Origin of the sequence: Lactobacillus sp. ESL0237 (assembly GCF_003692985.1) — a bacterium.
GTDB lineage: Bacteria > Bacillota > Bacilli > Lactobacillales > Lactobacillaceae > Lactobacillus > Lactobacillus bombicola.
Map to the genome: position 1 here is coordinate 72936 of NZ_REHE01000008.1, position 25534 is coordinate 98469.

The window sequence follows — 25534 nt, forward strand, 5'->3', positions numbered from 1 at the left end:
GCTTAGTCATGCTGAACTTAGTACCCTTTTTTATTTATACAATTTGCAGTGCTAATACGCTTATTTCACTCGTAATAGTGCAGATATTGTTTTATTAAAATCAAGGAGAAATGAAATTGAATTTATGGAAAACAATGAACCGAAAAGAAGATCCTAGTATCTATCAACAAAAAGATGGCCAACTAGTTAGAACTTTAAAGGTACGCGATTTTCTTGCTCTTGGGGTAGGAACAATCGTATCAACTTCTATTTTTACTTTACCAGGAGAAGTAGCTGCTCTACATACAGGACCTGCTGTTGCTATTTCTTGCTTGTTAGCAGCCATTGTTGCTGGTTTAGTCGCTTTTGCTTACGCGGAAATGGCAGCAGCAATGCCTTTTGCAGGTTCTGTTTATTCATGGATTAATGTCATTTTTGGGGAATTCTGGGGGTGGATCTCAGGCTGGGCGCTCTTAGCAGAATACTTAATCGGTATGGCTTTTATTAGCTCGGGCCTATCAGCTAATTTACGCGCACTGGTTACTCCACTGGGCTGGAAATTACCTACTGCCTTAGCCAATCCACTAGGAGTTAAGGGTGGAATATTTGACTTAGTGGCTTTGGTTGCCATTTTGCTATCGGCTATTTTAGTTAGTTTTGGGGTATCAAAAGCATCAAAAGTCGAAAATGTCTTAGTAGTGGTTAAAGTACTGGCAATTTTATTATTTGTTTTTGTCGGTTTAACTGTGGTTAGAAAAGCTAATTTTATGCCATTTATTCCACATTATCGTATGACAGCTCATGGCCCATTTGGAGGTTGGCAAGGAATTTATGCTGGAGTATCAATGATCTATATATCTTTTTTGGGCTTTGATGCTATCGCTTCAAATTCCGCCGAAGCTGTTAATCCTCAAAAGACTATGCCTCGGGGTATCATTGGCTCCTTATTAATAGCAGTCGGGTTATTTATTGCTGTAAGTCTAGTATTAGTAGGAATGGTACCTTATCAGAAGTACTTAAACTCGGCCGAACCAGTCGGTTATGCCTTACGTCAAACTGGTCATACGACAATTGCCCTTATTGTGCAATCAATTGCAATTCTAGGGATGTTTACAGCTTTAATTGGTCTTTGCATGGCAAGTTCGCGGTTAGTATACTCTTTTGGCCGGGATGGAATGTTACCTAAAAAATTAGGAAAATTAAACAAAGATCATCGCCCTGCCAGTTCACTCTGGGTAGTATCGCTAGTAGCAATTATTATTTCTGCATTTATCCCATTTTCATTTTTAACACAGTTAGTTTCCGCTGGTACGTTAATTGCCTTTATGTTTGTTTCAATTGGTATCTATAAATTGCGACCAAGAGAAGGTCAAGATATTGCTGAACCATCTTTTAAGATGCCATTTTATCCCGTACTACCTTTTTTAGCATTTAGTGGCTCACTCGTTGTATTTTTGGGCTTAGATAATGAAGCAAAGCAATATATGCTGATTTGGACATTCGTTGGTATGCTAATCTACTACCTATATGGTATTCATCATTCAACTATTACCGCAAGAAAATAATTATTAGCTCTAATCGTAAAGGTTAGAGCTTTTTTTAAATAAAAAAATAACCCAGAATAATTCTGGATTATTTAAATGTCGTACTTAAGTTAGCAACAGCAGACTGTTATAATTATTAAATTTCACCAATCTAATAAATCAATTATAAATTAGCATCCATATTAAAAGTCAATTTTGACATATTGATGGAATCAATCATCATTTGACCCCATAATTTTTCTGATTGCTTTCGCGTATAGGCAACTGTTTCTTGATTAGCCTTAGTCAAATAATCAGTTAATTCTACACCCTTTTTATTAGCTGCACCAATAATAACTTCATTAACACGACTGCGATAGTATTGATTCAATTCCTTCAAATAGTCAGTATCTAATTGAACAAATTGCGGATAGTGACTTTCTACTAATACTGCTAGAGATTTGTAATACCACCATGCATCATTCATGTTATATTCCATTGAAGTATTGCTATATGATGGATCCGTGTCATTCATATTCGCAAAGAATGGCACAAATGGTGTGAAAGTTGGTCCACCAATACATAGCCACATAATTGCTGCTTTATCAGCTGGAACATCATTTCTTATTTGTAAAATATGCGCATTTTGGGTTCTATTTAACCCAATTGGGCGAAAACGGTGCTTTTCTTCTTCTGTTCCCTTACCAAAAGGATCAAAAGGTGTATTTTGATAATGACTCCCCAAAACAAATTCAATATCTTCACGCGTAATCTTTTTAGCAGCGCGACGAATAAATGGTAAATCGCCATCTGTTGGATCTTGCTCAATTTCAGGATTAAAATACTTCTGTCCATACCAAACGCGGTTAGTGTTATAGTAGCGATCTTGTTGGCTGTATGTACCAAATATATGGCGGAAATTCCAACCCTCGTGATCAACATTTAAGTGGTACTTAGTAACAAAATCTTGAATGCCTTCACTCCACATAAAATTATCTGAATCATTAAAATCAACTTGTTCAATCGAAACTCGGTTAGCAGCAACTGCATAAGCATCATCTGGAATTCTTTGGGCTACCCAATGGTGACCAGTAACAATTTCCATATACCAGATTTCATCTTTGTCACCAAATAAAACTGAGTTACCGGCTGGTGAGCCGTATTTTTTAATTAATTTACCTAAATATTCAACTCCATTTCTAGCAGAATGAATATAAGGTAAAACAACCGTTTGCATACAGTCTTCATCAAGACCATCCTTCACTAATGGATCAAAGGCTAGTGCGCGTTCGTTACCATAGGTTGATTCAGTACATGACATTGCTACATTTTCTTGGTTAATACCACTTTCATCATAATAGCCACGATTTTTATAATCCACGTTAGGAACCGCTGGTACAGCTTGAGCATCTTCTGGCAAATCCATTGCAAAATTATTAAGCCATGACTTAATCTTGCGTCCCTTTTCTTTTTTAGCAGCTGGTTCAATGATAAATTTCTGAGGGGTAATTGGCCTAAAAGTATCATCATTTCTAGCAATCATGGTTGATCCATCAACAGATGCCTTTTTACCAACTAAAATTGTTGTACAAGCGCTATATTCTTTCATAAAATATCTCCTTTTTTATTCTATCTTAAACTAAGTCATGGAAAAGTCCAACCGCATAATTAGCGGCATCAAAATCTGCTAAGTCACTAGCTTTTTCTCCTAGGCCAACTAGTTTAACCGGTAATTTCATTTCATTTCTAATTGCTAACACTACTCCCCCTTTAGATGAACCATCTAACTTAGTTAAAACTAAACCTGTTAATTTAGTCGTTTTATCAAAATCTTTTGCCTGCAAAAGTGCATTTTGTCCAGTTGAGCCATCTAAAACTAGTAAAGTTTCAGTTGGTTCATTAGGCGCTAACTTTTTTATAGTCCGTTCAATTTTTTCTAGCTCATTCATCAGATTCTTCTTATTTTGTAGACGCCCCGCCGTATCAACCAACAAATAGTCTGCTTGCTCTTTAATTGCTTTTGCAGTTGCGTCAAAGACTACCGAAGCAGGATCAGCTTGATCTTTACCGGTTACAACTGGCGCATCAACTCGTTTGCCCCATTCGACAAGTTGCTCAACAGCACCTGCCCTAAAAGTATCAGCAGCAGCTAGTACAACTGTTTTGCCCTCGTCTTTGAAGCGCTTAGCTAATTTACCAATGGTAGTAGTTTTTCCTGCACCATTTACACCAACAAAAAGATAAATGTTAAGTTGTCCATCATCGTGTACACGTAACTGCTCATTTTCGCTATCACCATTTTGGTCATAAAGATCGACTAACTTCTCAACAATTACTTTCTTTAAATCATCACGTGATTTAGCTTTTTGTAATTTTGCTTCATCACGCAACTCATTTGTTAGATTTTCAGCTGTTTCATAGCCCACATCCGATTCGATTAATAGTTCTTCTAAATCATCAAAAAAATCTTCATCTACAGTTCGAAATTGAGCAAAAAATTTATTTAACCGCGCACCAAAACCTTTGTTAGTCTTTTCAAGTCCCTTTTCGTATAAGTCAGCATTGTTAGCAGCGTTATATTCACTTGCTGGTGCTTGTGCCGCGCTCGAATCAATATTTGCTTCAGCATCCGTTTCTGTTGTGATTGTGCTCTCTTTTACCGCTGAGTCTGAAATAGTAGTAGCTGTTTTAAAATCAGCTTCTTTTTTTGCATTTACCTTTTTCTTTTCGTTATCAAGAGCTTGTTTAGCTTGATCATCATTTACAGATGACAAAGCATCATCAGTTTCAACATCTACTACCGTATTAGTCGGCTTTTCTTTATTTTTTTCATTATCATTATTACCAAATAGTGACTCTTTGATTTTATTGAATAATCCCAATCCTAATTTACCTCATTTTTTAATTCTTTTAATGAAACTGACAAAACTTGTGAAACGCCAGATTCTTGCATTACAACTCCATATAATTGATCGGCACGTTCCATGGTACCACGCCGATGAGTAATAACAATAAATTGCGTGTGCATATCGTATTTTTCTAAAAACTGTGCAAAACGAGTCACATTGGCATCATCAAGTGCCGCTTCAACTTCATCTAATACACAAAAAGGAACCGGTTTAACCTTTAACATTGCAAATAGCAACGTAATAGCTGTTAAAGCTCGTTCTCCACCAGATAATAAGCTAAGTTGCTGTAATTTCTTACCTGGCGGCTGGGATACTATTTCAACTCCAGTAGTTAATAAATCATCTGGGTTGGTTAAAACAAGCTTAGCATTTCCTCCCCCAAACACAACCGGAAAAAGAGTAGCAAAACTTTTAGCAACTGCCGTAAAGGTCTGATTAAACCTAGTTGAAACTTCTTGATCTAGTTCCGCCATTGATTGGCGCAAATTATCACGGCCCTTTAACAAATCATTTTGCTGATTATTAAGAAAATCATAACGTTTTTTAACTTCATCATATTCCTCAATAGATTTTAAATTAACTGGACCAATTTCTGCAATTGACATTTGATGAAGTTTAACACTTTTTTGCAGTTGTTCCCTAGTAGTTGCATCATTTTCACCTTCAGCTTGAGCCAATGCTGCTTCATAAGTTAAAGCATAATCCTCACTAAGCTGACTAAGACGCTGATCAATTTTACTATTTAATTGAGCGATTTGAACCGAAAGATCTTCTTGCTCTCCTGCCGCGTCTTTACGTAAGTCATAATTTCGGCTAGCTACTTGATCAAGTTGGTTAATTTTTGCATCAAATTGCCCCAAATGAGAACTCAAACTATTTAATTGCTCTTGCAGTTTAGTTTGCTGCAGAGTGCTCTGTTCCTTTTCAATTTTCATTTGCTGCTTTTTATCTTGATCTACTGCGCCACTTTGAATGATTGTCTCTAACTTTTTAGTTAATACGCTAATTTGCTTTTGGTGATGGGTTAAATCATGCTGCTTTTCTTCTTGTTGTTTAGATAAATTTTCTAACTTATTGCTAAAAACAGCGATTTGTGGATCTACTTCGGCTAGCTTAGCTTGAACTTCTTGATTTAATTCGGTAAAGTTTTTTATCTTGTCCTGAGTTTTTTCAATTTCAACTTTTTGTTGATCGATTTTTTTAATTAATTTTACCTTTTGCTTTTCGGCAATATTAAGCTTTTCTTTAATATCTATTCTTTGCTGTGCTCGTTCTTCTTGACGAGCTTCAAATAATTTTTTAGCCGCTTTAAGCCGCTTTACTTCCTTTTCTTGATTTTGATATGAAAGTACTGCTTCATTCAAGTCTTGACTACATTTTTGCTTTTGGGCCTCTAGCTGACTAATTTCTTGAGCTAAAGATTCATTTGTTACCGATAATACTGCAAAATCAGCTTGATTTTTTGCTAATTGCTCCTTCAACATATCCATTGTTGCTTTTAACTGATTAAGTTCAGTAACTGTTTGTAATGGTGAATTGCTTTTTTGATTGCGTGCTCCCCCAGTCATTGAACCACCAGGAGAAATCACATCTCCATCAAGGATCACTATGCGATACCGCGAGATTTGTTGCCGTAATTGCATTGCGTGATCAATTGTATCTACAATTATTGTACTTGCTAAAAGATAATTAATTGCTGCACTAATATCTTGCTTGGTGGTACTTGTTACTAGCTCACTTGCTATTCCTTGAAAGCCGGTATATGATTCCATCAGCTTGACGGTTGAAGTTGGGATTGCATGATTATTTAGTCCGTCTAAAGGCAAAAATGTCGCCCGTCCCGCATGACTTCTTTTTAATTGATTAATTGCATCTCTTGCACTAATACTGGTCGTAGTCACAAGGTCCTGAACGCCTCCTCCTAGAGCAGTTGCCATTGCTGCTTCTAATTCAGCTGGAAAAGAAATCAATTCACCTACTGCGCCAATAACACCAGGATACTTGTCTAAATTATTTAAAACATTTTTGACTCCAAAGTAATACCCTTCATGACGTTTACGAATATTTTCTAAAGCTTCATAGCGAGCACAAACTTGGCTGTATCGCTGACTGTTATCATTTAATACCTGGCGTAAACGCTCTAATTTACTTTTACTCTCAGCCTGTTGATCATTTAAAGCAGATAGTTGCTTTTGCGCCGCTTGAAGTTTTTCTTTTAAAGCTTTTCCTTCACTACTGAGTCTTTCTAGCTCACTTGTTCCCTTTATTAATTGATCAGTCACATCATCATTTTGATATGTACTATCATCGCTAGTTCTTTTTAATTCTGAATTAAGATAAACAATTTCATTATTATTTGAGGTTTGCTCTTGTAACAATTGAATGTATTGCGCACGCAATTGCTCTAAATCTTTATTCATTTGAGCTGGATCTTGCTGCAAGCGATATGTTAGTTCGGTCCTTTTAGCATTTAACTCCTTTAATTGTTGTTTCAAATCCTGTTCTGTTTTGCTTAAGTTGGCATAGTCTACCTGACAACTTTTAACTAATTTTTTTAAATTTGCCAATTCAGACTGATATTCCTTTTTCGTTGCTTCAGTGTATTGTTTACTCTGTTCAGCCACTTGTAAATTAGTATTAATATCAGAAAGTTTCTTTGTCAAAGCCAGTAATTCATTTTGAATTTGCTCACGTTGATCATTAATTTGCTTATATTCATTTCTTTTAGCAGCTACCGCACTCTGAGATTCTTTTACTTCTCGGTCAAGCTTTGACAAAAGAACTTGATTTTGTTTAGCCTTTTTCTGAAGCAGATGTTTTTGACTATCGATATTTTCAATTTCAAAAGCTAGTAATGTTTTTAGTTCTTTATCGAGACCGTTCTTTTGAAACTGATATTCCTTCGCAAGAGAACTTTGCTCTTCTAAAGGCTCAATTCTTTGCTCTAGTTCTTTAACCAAATCATTAATTCTAATTAAATTATCAGTTGTTTGCTCTAATTGAAGATTCGCTTGCTCTTTTTGCTTTTTAAAAGATAAAATACCAGCCGCTTCTTCAAACAAGCCACGCCGATTTTCGGGGCGTGAATTTAAAATTTGATCAACTCGACCTTGAGAAATAATAGCTAAACTGTCTTGTGACACACCTGAGTCCATAAATAAATCACGGATATCGCGTTGACGCACATTACGTTTATTAATTAAATATTCACTATCACCTGAACGCAAAATTCTTCTAGTAACAATCACCCTATTTGCTTCAAAATTCAAATCATGCTGTTGATTATCAAAAATTAAGGAAACTTGAGCATAACTAGCTGATTTGCGAAACTCACTACCAGCAAAAATAACATCTTTCATATTAGAACCACGTAGTGATTTTGCACTTGTTTCACCCATTACCCAACGGATGGCCTCAGTAATATTACTTTTCCCACTACCGTTAGGACCAACAATACCAGTAATTCCCGTATCGAATTTAATCGTTGTTTTTTCGGCAAATGATTTAAAACCATCAATAATAAGTTCCGTTAATGGCACAAATTTATCCCCCTAATTAAGTCTAGCTAAAGCAGCTCTTGCTGCATCCTGCTCGGCTGTCTTCTTATTATGCCCTTGCCCTTGCGATAAAATATGACCATCAGCTTTTAATTGAACAGTAAAGCGTGAGGGAGTTTGCTCTTCTCTTAGTACTGTATATTCAATTTTAACTGGTCCATCCTGTTGTAAAAATTCTTGCAAATCAGTTTTGTAATCGCGAGAAGCATCAAATTTGCCTGCATCAATTAACGGATAAACAGTTAAACTTAGAAAATGTTCTACAGCATCCATTCCTTGATCAAGAAAAAGCGCCCCATTAAAAGCTTCAAAAACATCTTCTAACAAGGTTTTGCGTGACCTGGCACCCGCTTTTTCTTCACCACGACCTAGATTTATTTCAGCAGGAAAACCGAATTTATAGGCAAATTCAGCAAAGCCCTCGGTGTCTACAATGTTTGAACGCATTCGTGTTAATTCGCCCTCATTTAAACTTGTAAAATTACAATATAAGTAATTGGAAATAGCTAATTCTAATACTGCATCCCCTAAAAATTCTAATTTTTCATAATCCCGAATTCCACTTTCAGGATGCTCATTGGCATAGGATGAGTGTGTGAAAGCTTCTTCTAATAATTTTTTATTATTAAACTTAATTTTATATTTTTCTGCTAATTGATTAATAAATTTCGAACTGACCATCTTATAAATTCCTTTCTTTATAAATTATACCAGTTTTTGGTACCTAAAATAAAAAAGAAAACTATTACAACATTTATGCAATAGTTTTCTTATATGCAATAGTTTTCTTAACTAATAAATCGCTTTTTCTAAATTATAAAAATGCCCCAACTTTATTTACTTAACAAAACCTACATTGAACCACATTGGATGATCATAATTAATTTTTGACGGCTTTAATGAGTAACCTGTTAACTTGTTGTTTACTGCATCAATATTATATTGATTATAAGTTGGTACGACATAAGCTTGTTCAACCATGTATTTTTGCCATTCATGGAATTTTTCTACCCGATATTTATGGTCGAAGGCCTTTTGTGAATCCATTTCTGCAATTAACTTGTTATTTTCCGGTGTAACAAATCTAGAATAATTTTGCATAGTTCCTTCACTATACAGCTGAGCCTGCGATGGTTCATCTGATAAAGTCCAACCCGCCATGTAAACATCAATTCCTGGGGCATCATGCTGTACTTTATCGTAGAAGGAATTGAACTCAGTTAAACGACCACCAACCAACTTAACATTCAAGCCAATCTTATTCCATTGTTGGATATAATTTTGCACAATTGGCTCTTGAATGGCATCACCAGACTTAGCTGCAAAATTAATAGTCAACGCTTTGCCATTTGGCATTGTGCGCCATTTGCCTTTCTTCTTATATCCAGCTTTATCTAAGATTTCATTAGCTTTCTTAAGGTTATAAGTATAACCTTTATTATTTTTATCAAAGTAATCACCAAATTGGGCTGGTATTAAGGTAGGGATTTGGAAACTCAACCCATCTGTATAATGCTTATATACTTGATCCGTATTCATCGCATAAGCCATAGCCTGACGCAAGTTCTTATCACCCATCTTGGCCTTTGGATTCATAACGTTCTTAGAATTTTTTGTATCCCATTTACCAACTTTGAAACCCAAATAGTAATATGCTAAAGGAATTTCGGCAATAAAGTTTACCTCTTTAGTATCTTTAACTTGCTTCCACTGGTTATTTACCACCCGCGCAATATCAAATTTATGACTTTTAATTGCTTGTGAAGCTGAATTAGGTGACACTACTTGATAGATAATCTTATCTAGCTTTGGTTTACCACGCCAATAGTACTTGTTCGGTACCCAAGTTACTGATTGCCCACGCACAACTTTTTGGACTTGAAATGGCCCAAAAAGTAAAGGCCTTTTGCGAATTTCATCAGAAGACTCTAATTTAGTAAACGGAATATCCTTTAAATAGTGATACGGGGCTGCATTTTCCCAGATATATCCATTACCTACATATGCCATTCCTGGTTTTAATTCCTTGCAATGAATAATAACAGTTCTCCCGTTTTCACCGTCAGGCATTTCAATTCCAGAAATTGTTTTTGCCTTGCCTTCGTGGTATTCTTTTAATCCTTCAATTATATTAAATTGTGATGAGTATCTTTCAGATTTAGTACCCTTATTTGCAATAATCTCATAAGCATATTCAATGTCCTTAGCAGTAACTTGCTTGCCATCTGACCATTTTACGCCCTTTTTAACGGTGATTGTTACTGTCTTAGCTTTACGGTTCAGTCTTAAAGTCGCTGCTCCTTTGTCATTGATTTTATAATGATCATCAGTGTCAAACAAGGACTCTTGACCAGGACTCATTACATCAGCATCAGGCTGACTCATTTGTAATTCTTCATTAAAAATACCGGTAAATGGGGTGTCCATTTCCTCAGCCACTTTTAAGGTACCACCTTGCTTAGCATCCTTAATCGGTGTTTCTACCGGAAACTTACTCGCCGTTTTGGCCCTCTCACTATTAGTACCATTGCCCTTGCCACAAGCTACCAGAGTTAAGGTAGCAGTACTGATAAGTCCAATTGAACCTAATATTTTTATTTTGTTCATAATTGAAGTTACTCCTTAATTATTTAATATTTTATAACCTTTTAATTTAATATTATCACCTAATGTTAATTTTTCAACTTTTTATTATAATTTTGTAAACAAAAAAACTCGAGCATTGCTCGAGTTTCCTTTATTAATCGTAAATTACTTAGTATAAGCAACTTGGTACCATAATGGATGACCATTATTAGATTTTGATGGTTTCAGTGAGTAACCAGTTAATTTATTGTTTACTGCATCTATCTGGTATTCATTATAAGTTGGCACGACATAAGCTTGATCAACCATGTATTTTTGCCATTCATGGAATTTTTCCACCCGATATTTATGGTCGAAGGCCTTTTGTGAATCCATTTCTGCAATTAACTTGTTATTTTCCGGTGTAACAAATCTAGAATAGTTTGACATAGTTCCTTCACTATACATTTGATTTTGTGATGGTTCACTTGATAGACCCCAGCCAGCCATAAACATATCAACCTTAGGATCATCATGATGTACTTTATCGTAGAAGGAATTGAACTCAGTTAAACGACCACCAACTAACTTAACATTCAAGCCAATCTTATTCCATTGTTGGATATAATTTTGCACAATTGGCTCTTGAATTGCATTACCCGACATTGCCATAAAGTTAATGGTTAATGGTTTACCATTTGGCGTTGTACGCCATTTACCCTTCTTCTTATATCCAGCTTTATCCAAGATTTCATTGGCTTTCTTAAGGTTATAAGTATAACCTTTGTTACTCTTATCAAAGTAATCACCAAATTGGGCTGGTATTAAGGTTGGAATTTGGAAACTTAACCCATCTGTATAATGCTTATATACTTGATCCGTATTCATCGCATAAGCCATGGCCTGACGCAAGTTCTTATCACCCATCTTCGCCTTTGGATTCATAACGTTTTTAGATTTTTTAGCATCCCATTTACCAACTTTAAAAGCCACATACCGGTAGCCTAGCGGAACTTGGGCTACAAAATCTACGTCCTTAGTGTCTTTGACTTGTTTCCATTGACTGTTCACAACACGTGCTACATCAAATTTATGACTTTTAATTGCTTGTGAAGCTGAATTAGGTGACACTACTTGATAGATAATTTTATCTAGCTTTGGTTTACCACGCCAATAGTACTTGTTCGGTACCCAAGTTACTGATTGACCACGCACAATTTTTTGGACTTGAAATGGGCCGAAAAATAGTGGATTTTTTCTAATCTTATCAGAAGATTCTAATTTATCGAAAGGAATGTCTTTTAAATAGTGATATGGCGCTGCCGCTTCCCAAATAAAACCATTACCACTGTTAGTCATACCCGGTTTTAATTCTTTACAATGTAAAACTACAGTTCTTCCATTTTCACCATCAGGCATTTCAATTCCAGAAATTGTTTTTGCCTTACCTTCATGGTATTCAGCCATTCCATTGATAATATTAAATTGTGATGAATAACGCTGTGATTTAGTGCCCTTATTTGCAATAATCTCATAAGCATATTCAATGTCCTTAGCAGTAACTTGCTTGCCGTCTGACCATTTTACACCCTTTTTAACGGTAATTGTTACTGTCTTGGCTTGGCGGTTAAGTTTTAAAGTCGCTGCTCCTTTGTCATTGATTTTATAATGGTCATCAGTATCAAAGAGAGTTTCCGATCCAGGACTCATTACATCGGCATCAGGCTGACTCATTTGTAATTCTTCATTAAAAATTCCAGTAAATGGCGTATCCGTTTCTTCAGCTACCTTTAAGGTGCCACCTTGCTTAGCATCCTTAACAGCCGTTTCTGCAGGAAACTTACTTGCTGTTTTAGCGCCTTCATTACTAGTATTATTGCCGCCTTTGCCACAAGCTACTAAAGTCAAAGCAGCGGCACTAACAAGTCCAATTGAACTTAAAATATTTCTTTTTTTCATAATAGACAACTCCTTCACATATAAAGTGATTGAAGTTTCTAGAACAAGTTAACGACTGAATTTTAACATTTTTACTTTAATATGCAAAGAAATATTTTATAAATTATTCATTAATCTATGAATTAAATCAAAATTTATTTTACATAACCAACATTGTACCAAGCAGAATTGCCTTTTGAAGGTCTTAAAGAATAACCAGTTAACTTTTTATTTACAGCTGAAATATTATAAGAATTATTAGTTGGAATTACATAGGCTTGGTCAAACATGTATTTTTGCCATTCATGGAATTTCTCCACCCGATATTTGTGGTCAAAGGCCTTTTGCGAATCAATCTCTTTCAATAATTTCGTATTTTCAGGAGTCACAAATCTTTCATTATTAAATGCTGCTCCTTCATCATAAAGTCCCGCAGGAGATGGTTCACTTGATAATGACCACCCGGCCATAAACATATCAACTGAAGGATCATCATGTTGAATTTTATCAAAGAATGAATTTGCTTCAGCCAAACGTCCACCTACTAGCCCAACATTTAAGCCAATTTTATGCCATTGTTGAATGTAATTTAAAATAATCGGTTCTCTTGAAGAATCACCTTGAGCTGCTAATAATTTGATTTTTAATGGCTTACCATTTGGCTGTACACGCCACTTACCTTTTTTCTTATAACCAGCCTTATCTAAAATCTGATTGGCTTTCTTTAAATCATATGAAAAGCCTTTAACATCTTTATTAAAGTAATCACCAAATTGAGCTGGAATTAAAGTTGGTACTTGGAAAGTCAAGCCACTTGTGTATCGTTTGTTGACTGCTTCAATATTCATAGCATAACCAATTGCTTGACGCAATGCCTTATTGTTCATTTTACTCTTAGGATTCATAACATTTTTACTGGTTTTAGCATCCCATTTACCAACTTTAAATCCTAAATAACTATAACTTAATGGCACCTTAGCAATAAAAGTTACATCTTTAGTATCTTTAACTTGCTTCCACTGTGTATTTATTACTTCTGCTATATCAAATTTATGACTCTTAATTGCTTGAGAAGTAGAATTGGTTGAAACTACTTGAGAAACAATTTTATCTAATTTGGGTTTGCCACGCCAATAATATTTATTTGGTACCCAAGTTACTGATTGACCACGCACAATTTTTTGAACTTGATATGGTCCAAAAAAGAGAGGATCTTTTCTAACTTTATCTGAAGATTCTAAATTTTTAAAAGGTACATCTTTTAAATAGTGATATGGTTCTGCGCATTCCCAAAAATAACCATTTCCACTATTATACATACCAGGCTTTAATTCAGTATAATGGATTACTACCTTAAGACCATTTTCACCATCTGGCATTTCAATACCTGAAATTGACTTTGCCTTGCCTTCGTGATATTCTTTCATGCCCTTAATAAATTCAAATTGACTGGTATATCTTTGCGATTTAGTAGCTTTATTACCCATAATTTCATAAGGATATTCAACGTCTTTAGCAATAACTTGCTTGCCATCTGACCATTTAACCCCCTTTTTAATGGTAATCGAAACTGTCTTATTTTTCTTATCAATTTTTAGTGAGGCAGGTCCCTTGTTAGTAATTTGGTAATTGTCATCGGTATCAAATAGTGACTCATTACCTGGCTCCATAACTTTAGCATCTATGGTAGTTGTATATAATTCATTTGAAAAAATCCCTGTAAATGGTGAATCTGTTTCAATAGCATATTTCACAACTCCACCTTGTTTTGCTTCTTTTTCAGGCATTTCCTGCGGAAACTTGCTTGCTGTCTTAACATCATTAGTGTCAGCATTATTACTATTTTTACCACAAGCCACTAAAGTTAGTGCTGCAGCACTTACAACCCCAATTGAACTAAATAATTTCGATTTTTTCATAAATAAACTCCTTAAAAACAAAGTAAATTTTAATTACAGATTATTAAAGAACAAGTTAATAAAGAGATTTTAACATTTATATTTTTAAAATCAAGATATTTGTTAATAAATAATTAATAAAAACAGCGCATTAATTTATTAATCTAATTAAACCATAATTTTTTGCAAATAAAAAAGCTCGGTTTTAAACTGAGCTTTTTCACATATTTTTATTTACTAAAGCCAACTTTGCCCCATAATTGGTGCCCATTTGAATTATCGACTGGCTTAGTTGAATAACCTGTCAATTTTTGATTAACAGCTGTTAGTATGTATGAATTATCCATTGGAACTACGTAAGCCTGATTATTCATATAATCTTGCCATTCATGAATTTTTTGAACACGATATTCATGATTAAATGACTTTTCAGAATCAATTTGGTTTAGTAGTTTATTGTTTTCTGAAGTAACAAATCGCGTATAATTCATTGGCGAAGATTCACCGTATAAGGAGGCAGGTGATGGTTCACTTGCTAAACTCCAGCCGGCTATAAAAACATCTACTTCTGGATCATCATTTTGAATTTTATCAGAAAATGAATTAAATTCAGTTAGTCTGCCACTCACTAATTTGACATTTAAGCCAATCTTTTGCCACTGTTGGAGATAGTTTTGGATTGTTGGTTCTTGAACAGAACTTCCTGTCTTTGCTAAAAGATGAATTGTTAATGGTTTACCATTAGGCTGAACTCGCCATTTACCCTTCTTTTTATAACCAGCTTTATCTAATAGAGTATTTGCCTTTTTAAGATTATAATCATATTTTTGAGAATTTTTATTGAAATAATCACCAAATTGTTGCGGAATAAGAGTAGGAATAGGAAAACTTAATCCCGAGGTATATTGTTGATCAACAGAACCAATGTTCATAGCAAAAGCCATTGCTTGACGTAAAGACTTATTATTCATTTTTGCCTGTGCATTCATGACATTTTTGCCCTGCTTATTATCCCACTTACCAACTTTAAAACCCAAATAATTATATGAAAGTGGAATTTGCGCTACAAAGTTAACTCCCTTTGTATCCTTTACTTGATTCCATTGTGAATTAATTACTTGTGCTACATCAAACTTTTGATTTTTAATTGCTTCTGAAGTTGAGTTAGGTGAAATTACTTGAGTGGTAATTTTATCTAGCTTTGGTTTACCGCGCCAGTAATATTTATTAGGCACCCAAGTTACTGCTTCCCCCCGAACAATTTTTTGAACTTGAAATGGACCAAAAAATAATGGTTTTTTTCTAATTTCATCAGCCGATTGTAATTTATCAAATGCAATATTTTTTAAATAGTGATAAGGGGCAGCACTTTCCCAAAAATATCCATTTCCGCTATATAACATTCCTGGCTTCAACGCTTTAAAGTGAATTATCACTGTACGTCCATTATCACCATCAGGCATTTCAATTCCTGAAATTGTATTAGCCTTGCCTTCATGATATTCCTTCATACCAATGATTTCTTCAAATTGACTACTATATCTTTGTGACTTAGTTTTTTTATTGGCTAAAATCTCGTAAGGGTATTCTATATCTTTGGCATTAACCTGCTTACCATCTGACCATTTAACCCCTTCTTTGACCGTAATCGTTATTGTTTTAGCCGTGCGATTAATTTTTAGAATTGCTGGGCCTTTATCAGTAATTTTAAAATTGTTATCTGTATCAAATAGTGCTTCTTCACCTGGTGCTGCTACAGCACCATCAATTGAAGTTGTAGAAAGCTCATCAGAAAAAATTCCTGTAAATGGTGTATCAGTTTCTACTGCATATTTTACCGTACCGCCTTGCCTGGTTTTTTTAACTGGAACAGCTTGCGGAAATTTACTTACTAGCTTTGCATTTTCATTATTGATAGAATTACTATCACTTTTGCCACACGCAGCTAAGGTTAAGGCAACAGTTGCGATGAGACCTGTAAAGCTAATAATTCTTGTTTTGTACATATTATAGAACTCCTATCTAGTCTGGCTAATTATAATTTTTTATATTTGTTATAATAAGACATTGTTTATATTCTAACACAGCGCCCAATAACTGACTAATCACAGGTTTCACTATAAAAAGCAATATAAAAAAGCCTTGCCAAAGCAAAGCTTTTTTATAGTTTATTTAATTTTCTCTTTGTCTTGCGTCACCTGCACGTTGGAGTGCTCGACCTACATAGTTAATGCTTAATGATATTGCTAATAACATAACAGTAGCTGGTAACCACAACCAAGGACGGTTAACGACATTAACCGGATCGTTGGCAAAACCAATTAAAGTTCCTAGAGAAGGCGTTGTTGGTGGTAAACCATAACCAATAAATGACAAAGTAGTTTCAATACCGATATTACCAGCAATTGTTAACACAACATCAATAATTAACATTGACGTAATATTCGGTAATACTTCACGAAACATAATTTTTAGATCTGATGAACCAGAAGTCTTAGATGCAAGAACATAGTCGCGATCGCGTTGTGATAAAACAAAGGCCCTAAAATATCTTGCAGTATTGGTCCATCCAAATACCGAAATAATCCAAACCAAACTCCACGCACTGTAATGCGGAATAACTGTAACTAAAACAATTTCAATTGGCATTCTCGGTAAAACTTGCACAAAGTCAACAATTCTCATAATAATGGCATCAATGTAACCACCATAATAGCCAGATACTAATCCAACCACTAACCCCACTAGTTCACAGACAGCAGTAACACCGAGTCCAATTAAAATTGAATTGCGGCCACCCATAATTAAGAGATTAACAATGTCACGGCCACCATCATCTGTACCAAATAAGTGACCATTAACTCCCCAACCGTTATAGGCATCGATAATGTTAATCTCAGTAACTTTGCTAGAATCTAAGAATAAAGATCCACCAAAAGTAAACAACAAAATTAAAACAATAATAATAAATGCAGTTAAAGCAACTTTGTCTTTAACAATTTCCCGCACAACCACTTTAAAACTTGAGGCAGGAGAAGAAATTTTTGCTTTTTTTACTTCTGTTTTTGAAGCATTCTTTTTCTTATCAGACATTCCTCTTCCTCCTTACTTAATTCTTATTCTTGGATCAACAATACTCATAATGATATCGGACAATAAATTACCAAGTAAAGTTAAAGTACCAAAAATTAAAATTAATGCCGTTAAAGTAGTATAATCACGCTGACCAATCGAATCTAGGAATAATTTTCCCATTCCTGGGTAACTGAAAACCATTTCAACCACCATTGAGCCACTCAATAACCCAGTAATTACTGTACCGAATGAAGATGCAATTGGTAGTAATGAGTTACGCAAAATATGTTTATTAAAAACAACATTATCCGGAACACCTTTACTGTGTGCTGTACGAACATAATCTTCAACTTTATTGTCAACAATACCAGTTCTAAGGTATTGCACAATCGAGGTTGTAGTAATTAATGCTGATAAAATTGCTGGTAAGAGGATATGATACAGTTGACTACCCAAAGTGCCCCAAAATCCTGAAGCATTTGGTGAGACTGAACCTGAAATAGGGAACCAACCCAAAGTAAAACCAAACAACCAAATTCCTAAAATGAAAAATACAAACGCTGGCACAGCAAAAGTTATATAGTTAAAAATTTGAACTGTTTGATCTTGCCACTCATCTTGATGACGACCAGCAGTCACACCTAAAGGAATAGATATTGCATAACAAATAATTGTCGTTAATAGTGATAGCCAAAATGTATTTACAGCTCGATCAGCAATTAGTGAAGTTACAGGAACATGCTGGATATAACTGGTACCCATATCACCCTTGAACAAATTACCCACCCAACGAGCATATTGTACTGGAGCTGGATCATTCAAACCTGCTGCTTGCTTTAAAGCGGCAAGTTGCTTGGGATCCGTATTAGGATTTATTTGTCCACTAAACGGGTCACCGGGCATCATTTTAGCCAAGAAGAAGACTAAAATACTCAAAATGATCAATTGTGGGATCATGATTAATATACGTCTTAAGACTGTTTTCCACATGATTAGTCTCTCCCCTTTTCATTTAATTCTTCTTGTATTACTTCATCTTTAGGCAAGGCTACCCAGTGATTACCAGAAACTTGTTGTAAAGGATAGACACAACCATTTTTGTCATACCACTTACTTTGATCGTTTTGAAATTCCAATTCAACTTCTTGCCGATGCTTTTTATGTTCTGTTCTATTTTCAACATCAACCACTGGAATCGCCGATAATAGTCGCTTGGTATAAATGTGCATTGGATGATTATAAATATCTGCTCTACTGCCAATCTCTACCAAACGTCCACGGTGCATAATTGCTAAGTTTTCAGACATATGCTTAACAACACCCAGGTCGTGTGAAATAAACAAATAAGCAATGTTATATTGTTGTTGAATATGCTTCATAAAATTCAATACTTGAGCTTGAACCGATAAGTCTAAGGCACTAGTTGGTTCATCCGCAACAATTAATCTTGGATTAGTTGCAACTGCGCGCGCAACACCAATTCTTTGTCTTTGACCGCCCGAAAATTCATGTGGAAACTTATAAATTGCGTCACTAGGCATCCCAACAATATCTAATAACTCTTGTACTCGAGTACGTTCTTGATCAGTAGTCAGATTTTCAAAATTGCGAATTGGCTCGGCAATAATATCTTCAATTCTTTTTCGTGGATTCAAACTTGACATTGAATCTTGAAAGATCATTTGAACGTCTTTATTGTAGTTAAGTTTACGCCGATTACTTGGCTTTGTCACATCAACATCTTTATAAATAATTTGTCCACTAGTAACTGGTTCAACGCCAACAATTGCTTTACCAGTCGTTGATTTACCTGAACCGGATTCACCAATTAAACCGTATGTTTCACCTTCGTTAATTGTAAGACTCACATCATCAACAGCACGAACATAATCTGTTATACGATTCCAAAAACCTGATCTAATCGGATAATGAACCTTTAAATTCTTAACTTGAATAATTTCTTTAGCCATAAAACTACTCCCCACCTACTTCATCTTGAAAGTGGAACGTTTTCCAGCAAGTACATCTTACCCAGTGATTAGGTTCAACTTCATGCATTATTGGCTCTTGTTCATGAGCACTTGCAGGAATCCAAGGAATTCTTGCGGCAAAGCGGTCACCTTCATGAGGCATATTTTGTAATGATGGAACTGTTCCTTGAATAACATGTAAATCTTCATCTTCATCTTCAGATTGCGGCATTGAATTCAAAAGAGAACGAGTATAAGGATGCAAAGGATTTTCAAAAATAGTTTTTACATCTGCTTTTTCGACTACCTGTCCAGCATACATGACAGCAACTTGGTCAGCTGTTTCGGCAACAACGCCTAAGTCATGTGTAATTAGGATAATACCAGAATGAGATTGACGCTGAATATCTTCTAGTAAATCTAAAATTTGGGCTTGGATAGTAACATCTAAAGCAGTTGTTGGCTCATCAGCAATAATTACTTCTGGTTTGCAGGCAATTGCCATTGCAATAACAATTCGCTGACGCAAACCACCTGAAAGCTCAAAGGGATACATGGCATAAGTTGACTCGGGTTTTGGCATCCCTACTTGATTGAACAACTCAATTACACGATTGTGCCGCTCTTGTTCATTCATATCAGTATGATAATAGAGTGTTTCAGCTACTTGGTCTCCAACTCTCATTAACGGATTAAGACTTGCAAGCGGATCTTGAAAAATCATTCCAATTTTATTTCCTCGAATCTTATCAAATAAGGATTCGTTCAAACCTACAAGATTTAATTCATTGTACATAATATCGCCAGTTACTTTTGTATTTTTATGGTCATATAAACCAATAATACTTGCAGCAATTGTACTCTTACCACAACCAGATTCACCTACAACTGATAAAATCTCATCACGCTTCAATGTTATATTAATATCATCAGCAGCATCATAAAATTTTCCTTGTAAACGGTAAGCAGTATGCAAATGCTGGATGTCTAGCAAGAGATCACTTTGTTTTTCCAAAGGTCATTTCCCCTCTCAAATTTTCAAAGAATTTATTAAAGATATTTAATAAATTTATTTAATTTCTAATTATATACATTAAATCGACTACATGCAAATTACAAGACGACTTTTTTAAAATTATTTTTGATGAGAAGTAATGTAATTGACTGCATCACCAACAGTTTTGATTTTTTCTGCATCCTCATCAGAAATTTCTGAGCCAAACTCATCTTCTAATTGCAAAATAAACTCAACTAAGTCTATAGAATCAGCATTAAGATCATTAGTAAAATCAGTATTTAAGGTGATCTTATCTTTATCAACCTCTAAGTTATCAGCTAAAATATCACGAATTTTGATAAAAATTTCTTCTTCAGTCATCATTTTCTCCTTTTTACCCTAACTTTAAATTATTTTTTATGATCAAATTCCTGTCTAAATTGATCAATTATTTTTTCACTTAAAATTTTATCTATTTGCTTAATCGTATAATAAACTGCACGCTTATCAGAACGACCATGCGTTTTAACTACTGGCGCATCTGTTCCCAGTAAAACTGCCCCACCATATTTATCAACATCGAATTTTGATATAAGTCCTTTTAAAGCACTTTTAATCATTAATGCACCTATTTTGGTGATTGGTCCATTGTTTAGCAGACTATCCTTTAACAAATGAATTAAAACGCTTGAAGTTCCTTCAATGTTTTTAAGAACTGCATTCCCAGTAAAGCCATCAGTTGCAACAACATCTGCTTTACCGTCCAGCAACTCGTTGCCTTCAATATTACCAATAAAGTTAAGATTACTTTTACGTAATAACTCGTATGCCTGCTGATGCAGGTCATCGCCTTTATCACTTTCAGCCCCATTATTCAGCAGAGCAACTTTAGGATTTTTAATTCCTCTGATTTTTTCAGCATAATATGCAGCCATTTTTGCCCAATCAAGAAGATACTCCGGGCGGCTCTTAGCATTCGCTCCTACATCAATCATATTGAATCCATCATCAGAATTTTTAACCGGTAATGTTGGCATAAATCCAGGGCGCGCTACTCCCTTAATTCGTCCGATAATAAAAATCCCACAGGCTAAGATTGAGCCCGTATTTCCTAAGGAAAGAAGTGCATCTGCTTTTTTTTGTTTAACATACTGTGCAGCGACCACTAGGGAAGAATCTTTCATAGTACGAATTGCTTTAACCGGCTCATCTTCATCCTTAATCACCTGAGTGGTTGCCACAATTGCTATTCTTTCTTTATCCTGGCCAATTAAATTAGTTATTTTTTCTTCGTCACCAAAAAGAATAAACCTTGTATTCTTTAGTTCAGCTTTTGCTTGTAAAACAGCTTGGACGATTGCCTCTGGGGCATTTTCTCCGCCCATTGCATCAATTGCAATTGTTTTCATTTTTACCAATCTTTTCTAAGTTCTTTCTTGCTGTAATTGTTTATATTCTAGTACCTGCTTAAGGTTTTTATGTATTGACTGTTGTAAATCTGGATCCTGTGTTATGACATCTCTAGCTACTTGTTGTGCCACTACTAGTGTCTCATAGTTATTAACGACATTGCCAACTTGAAACTCGGGTAAACCTGACTGTGCTTTACCAAATAAATCACCTGCACCCCGCATTTTCAAATCTGCCTTTGCAAGTTTAAAGCCATCTGTTGTTGCTGAGACTGTCTGCATCCTTGTTTTACCAATTTCTGTTTTCGGATCAGCTAAAAAAACACAATAGCTTTGAGTTTTTCCTCTACCAATCCTACCACGTAATTGATGCAACTGGCTCATACCAAAGCGATCAGCATTATAGATTATCATCATATTAGCATTAGCCACATCTACGCCAACTTCAATTACACTAGTTGCTACTAAAATATCAATTTCTCCTGTAGCAAAAGCCATCATAATTTCGTCTTTTTTAGCTCCGGGCATTTGTCCATGTAATAAAACTACCTTTTGTTTAGGAAAATCATGAGATAGTTTCTCAAAAAGTTGTTCAGCAGTTTTTAAATCTAACGATTCAGATTCTGTAATTAATGGTGTCACTGCATAAATTTGGAAACCCTGATTTAATTGTTTCTGCATCAATTTGTACACATCATTTATTTGACTACTAGTTTTCCAAACAGAAATAATCTGTTTTCGGCCCGCTGGCAGATGTCGTATTTCAGAAATTGCGGTATTCCCGTATATTGTTAAAGCAAGAGTACGCGGGATAGGCGTAGCTGTCATCGTCAATACATCTGGCCGATCACCCTTATTAATTAAGGTTTGCCTTTGACCTACACCAAAGCGATGCTGCTCATCAATAATTACTAAACCTAATTTTTTAAAAATAACTTTAGCTTGAATTATAGCATGGGTACCAACCACAATATTAAGTGTCCCATCAGCCAATTCCTTATATATTTCTCGTCGTTCCAGTGTTTTGGTTGTACCCGTTAAGAGAGCTGTTTTTATCCCAAATGGACTTAGTAATTCATCAATTTTTTTAAAATGTTGCGTAGCTAAAATTTCTGTAGGTACCATTAAAGCCACTTGATAACCAGCTGTAACTGCTGCAAACATTACATAAACAGCAACAATTGTTTTTCCCGATCCAACATCTCCTTGTAATAAACGATTCATTTGTCGATTAGAATGTAAATCAGCAAAAATCTCATTAATCACTTGCTTTTGATCCGCCGAAAGTTCAAATGGCAACATGCTATTTAATTTTGTTACTTCAGTTAAATCATATTTTTTAGCAAATCCAATACTTTTAGCATTAAAGTTATTTAAAAATGCCAGTTCCATTTCAAAAATAAAAAATTCACGAAAAATTGCACTTCTTTTAGCAATCATAGCTTCTTTACCATTTTTAGGATGATGCATCTTTACTATTATCTCTTGTTCATCTAATAGTCGATACTTCTTACGTATAGCAGAGGGTACCACGTCACCTATTTCTGGTAAAAAATCTGCTATAGCCAGGTCAATTAAATCCGTCAATTTTTTCTGTCTAAGATGCCGATTAACTGAATAAATTGGTGCCATACCGCTATCATTTGCTTTTGCTGCTACAAATTTAAAAGCTGACAAACTTTGCTTGGCTAAATTATATTTACCATATATTGCTACTTCTTGACCAATTACAATTTTTTCTTTAAGCCAAGGTTGATTAAAAAAATTGACCATGACAACATCATGGTCAATCATTAATTTGAAACTCAAACGGCTTTTTTTATAGCCAAATCTACTTACAAAAGCTTCCGTAGCAACGATTCCCTTTAGCATTACTTTTTGACCATCCATGATCTGATCAAGAGGAATTGTTTGTAATTCATCATAGCGAAAAGGAAAATAAAAAAGTAAATCGTAAATACTATAAATTCCAAGGCTTCCAAGTATTGCAGCAGTTTTTGTCCCTACTCCTTTTAAATCAGTTACGGGAGCAAATACCTTACTTGCATCCATTTTTATTCCACAGAAATTAAGAAATTATACACTGGTTGACCACCATCATGAACTTCAAATTCCAAGTCATCATGCTTTGCTTCAAGAGCGGCTATAATTTGATCTGCTTGCTCTTTATTGGAATCACGGCCATACATTACCGTAATAATTTCTGAATCTTCATCTAACATCTTCTCAATCATATTTACAGTTGAGTTAATTAAATCAACTGTTGCCACTTGAATGTCACCATCAATAATACCAAGATAGTCATCTTTATGGATATCAATCCCATTAATGTTAGTATCCCGGTTAGCCTGAGTAACTTCGCCAGAAACAACTGTTTCAAGTGCCATTGTCATGCTTTCAATATTGTCTTCAAGACTAGCATCTTGATCAAACGATAACATTGCTGTTAATCCTTGAGAAATCGTCTTAGTTGGAACAATTCCAACTGGAATATCACTAACTTCTGCTGCCTGCTTAGCTGCCATCACAATGTTGCCATTATTTGGCAATACAATCGCTTGCTTAGCACCAGATTTTTTAATTGCATCAATAATATCCTGAGTTGAAGGATTCATTGTTTGTCCACCAGAAATAATTCGGTTGACTCCTTCACTTTCAAACAGCTTTCTAATCCCATTTCCAGACGCAACTGCAATCACAGCAAAATCAACACTTTCCTGATTTTCTTCATTACTGTTGACAATTGTTTCATGTTGTATCCGCATGTTATCAATTTTTATTTTGCCTAATTGACCAAATTGACTACCATAAGTAAAGATTTCACCCGGATGCTCTGTATGAATATGTACTTTAGCAACTTCATCGTCTGAAACGGCTAGTAATGAATCACCTAATTTTGAAAGATAACTTCTAAACTCTTCCAGATTAAAGGCTTTTTTATTAGGAATATCGGCAGTTAAATCAACCATAATTTCCGTACAATAACCATGATCTATATCCTGAGTAGAAAGCTGGGATTGAACTGATTGATGATGCATTGCATTAATCATTTCATCCATTTCACCTTCATCTGGTTGATAGCGATCGGCAAAGCTTTCTCCTAAAAGTCCTTCTAAAAAGCCCTCATAAATAAATAGTAAGCCTTGACCACCAGAATCAACTACACCTACTTGCTTTAATACCGGTAATAAGTCGGGGGTTGTTTTTAATGCTCTTTTTGCACCTTCAACAATGGCCTTCATTACTTCTTCAACATCATCAGTTTCATTAGCTTTATTAACACCATCTTGAGCTGCCACGCGAGCAACCGTTAAAATAGTACCTTCAACTGGTTTCATTACAGCTTTATATGCTGTAGCTACACCATTAGAAAAAGCATTAGCCAATTCTTGTGCATTTAAAGTCTGCATCCCCTGGGTAGCTTTATAAATACCTCTAAATAATTGTGAAGAAATAACACCACTATTTCCCCGTGCCCCCATTAACATACCTTTAGCTAGACTTTCAGTCAAATCACCAACGCTTGAGCTAGTGTTTTCACTAACAGCTTTAGCTCCGCTTTCAATAGTCAAATTCATATTTGTGCCAGTGTCACCATCTGGTACAGGAAAAACATTCAACGAGTTAATAAACTCTGCATTACGACCTAATCTATGGGTTGCAACACGAACCATATCCCTAAATTTTTTACTATCTATTTCCTTTAAAACCAAT

17 protein-coding genes are annotated in these 25534 nt (G+C 35.1%); 1 reads left to right on the forward strand and 16 read right to left on the reverse strand.

Annotated elements, in window-relative coordinates; all coding sequences use genetic code 11:
- Positions 1 to 116: 116 nt before the first annotated feature.
- Positions 117 to 1544 (forward strand): APC family permease, encoded by a 1428-nt coding sequence (locus F5ESL0237_RS04390; RefSeq protein ID WP_199688764.1) that lies wholly within the window; start codon positions 117 to 119, stop codon positions 1542 to 1544.
- Between the two features lie 142 nt (positions 1545 to 1686).
- Here F5ESL0237_RS04390 and F5ESL0237_RS04395 read toward each other — a convergent pair whose 3' ends face one another.
- The 16 genes from F5ESL0237_RS04395 to F5ESL0237_RS04470 form a co-directional block, all read right to left on the reverse strand.
- Positions 1687 to 3111: a C69 family dipeptidase gene (locus tag F5ESL0237_RS04395; RefSeq protein WP_090092716.1), complete on the reverse strand. Its 1425-nt coding sequence runs from the start codon at positions 3109 to 3111 to the stop codon at positions 1687 to 1689.
- A gap of 25 nt (positions 3112 to 3136) precedes the next feature.
- Positions 3137 to 4384 carry a signal recognition particle-docking protein FtsY gene (ftsY, locus tag F5ESL0237_RS04400; RefSeq protein ID WP_122024739.1) on the reverse strand — a complete coding sequence of 416 codons (1248 nt, stop codon included), beginning with the start codon at positions 4382 to 4384 and terminating at the stop codon, positions 3137 to 3139.
- 2 nt (positions 4385 to 4386) lie between these two features.
- Positions 4387 to 7950, reverse strand: coding sequence for a chromosome segregation protein SMC (smc, locus tag F5ESL0237_RS04405; protein WP_122024740.1), 3564 nt, complete (start codon positions 7948 to 7950; stop codon positions 4387 to 4389).
- Positions 7951 to 7962: 12 nt separating this feature from the next.
- Positions 7963 to 8649: a ribonuclease III gene (rnc, locus tag F5ESL0237_RS04410; protein ID WP_122024741.1), complete on the reverse strand. Its 687-nt coding sequence runs from the start codon at positions 8647 to 8649 to the stop codon at positions 7963 to 7965.
- Between the two features lie 156 nt (positions 8650 to 8805).
- A complete protein-coding gene (locus tag F5ESL0237_RS04415) occupies positions 8806 to 10575 on the reverse strand; it encodes an oligopeptide ABC transporter substrate-binding protein (protein ID WP_122024742.1) in 1770 nt (589 codons plus the stop codon).
- A 144-nt stretch (positions 10576 to 10719) separates the two neighbouring features.
- The gene (locus F5ESL0237_RS04420) at positions 10720 to 12492 is read right to left on the reverse strand and encodes an oligopeptide ABC transporter substrate-binding protein (protein WP_122024743.1); all 1773 of its coding nucleotides are present in this window, start codon (positions 12490 to 12492) and stop codon (positions 10720 to 10722) included.
- Between the two features lie 134 nt (positions 12493 to 12626).
- Positions 12627 to 14390, reverse strand: coding sequence for an oligopeptide ABC transporter substrate-binding protein (locus F5ESL0237_RS04425; protein ID WP_122024744.1), 1764 nt, complete (start codon positions 14388 to 14390; stop codon positions 12627 to 12629).
- A 209-nt stretch (positions 14391 to 14599) separates the two neighbouring features.
- Positions 14600 to 16375 (reverse strand): oligopeptide ABC transporter substrate-binding protein, encoded by a 1776-nt coding sequence (locus F5ESL0237_RS04430; RefSeq protein WP_122024745.1) that lies wholly within the window; start codon positions 16373 to 16375, stop codon positions 14600 to 14602.
- 166 nt (positions 16376 to 16541) lie between these two features.
- A complete protein-coding gene (locus F5ESL0237_RS04435; RefSeq protein ID WP_090092731.1) occupies positions 16542 to 17462 on the reverse strand; it encodes an ABC transporter permease in 921 nt (306 codons plus the stop codon).
- A gap of 12 nt (positions 17463 to 17474) precedes the next feature.
- Positions 17475 to 18434, reverse strand: a complete 960-nt coding sequence (gene opp4B / locus F5ESL0237_RS04440; RefSeq protein WP_090092732.1) for an oligopeptide ABC transporter permease — start codon at positions 18432 to 18434, stop codon at positions 17475 to 17477.
- A gap of 2 nt (positions 18435 to 18436) precedes the next feature.
- Positions 18437 to 19414 (reverse strand): ATP-binding cassette domain-containing protein, encoded by a 978-nt coding sequence (locus F5ESL0237_RS04445; protein ID WP_122021879.1) that lies wholly within the window; start codon positions 19412 to 19414, stop codon positions 18437 to 18439.
- A gap of 4 nt (positions 19415 to 19418) precedes the next feature.
- Entirely contained in the window at positions 19419 to 20429 is a 1011-nt protein-coding gene (locus F5ESL0237_RS04450) for an ABC transporter ATP-binding protein (RefSeq protein WP_090092736.1), read from the reverse strand.
- A 120-nt stretch (positions 20430 to 20549) separates the two neighbouring features.
- Complete coding sequence (acpP, locus tag F5ESL0237_RS04455; protein WP_122024746.1) at positions 20550 to 20792, reverse strand: acyl carrier protein; 243 nt, start codon at positions 20790 to 20792, stop codon at positions 20550 to 20552.
- Between the two features lie 29 nt (positions 20793 to 20821).
- A complete protein-coding gene (plsX, locus tag F5ESL0237_RS04460; RefSeq protein ID WP_122021882.1) occupies positions 20822 to 21820 on the reverse strand; it encodes a phosphate acyltransferase PlsX in 999 nt (332 codons plus the stop codon).
- Between the two features lie 15 nt (positions 21821 to 21835).
- Positions 21836 to 23872 carry an ATP-dependent DNA helicase RecG gene (gene recG, locus F5ESL0237_RS04465; RefSeq protein WP_122024747.1) on the reverse strand — a complete coding sequence of 679 codons (2037 nt, stop codon included), beginning with the start codon at positions 23870 to 23872 and terminating at the stop codon, positions 21836 to 21838.
- A gap of 2 nt (positions 23873 to 23874) precedes the next feature.
- On the reverse strand, positions 23875 to 25533 hold the full coding sequence (locus F5ESL0237_RS04470) for a DAK2 domain-containing protein (RefSeq protein ID WP_122021884.1): 1659 nt from the start codon (positions 25531 to 25533) through the stop codon (positions 23875 to 23877).
- Position 25534 lies beyond the last annotated feature (1 nt).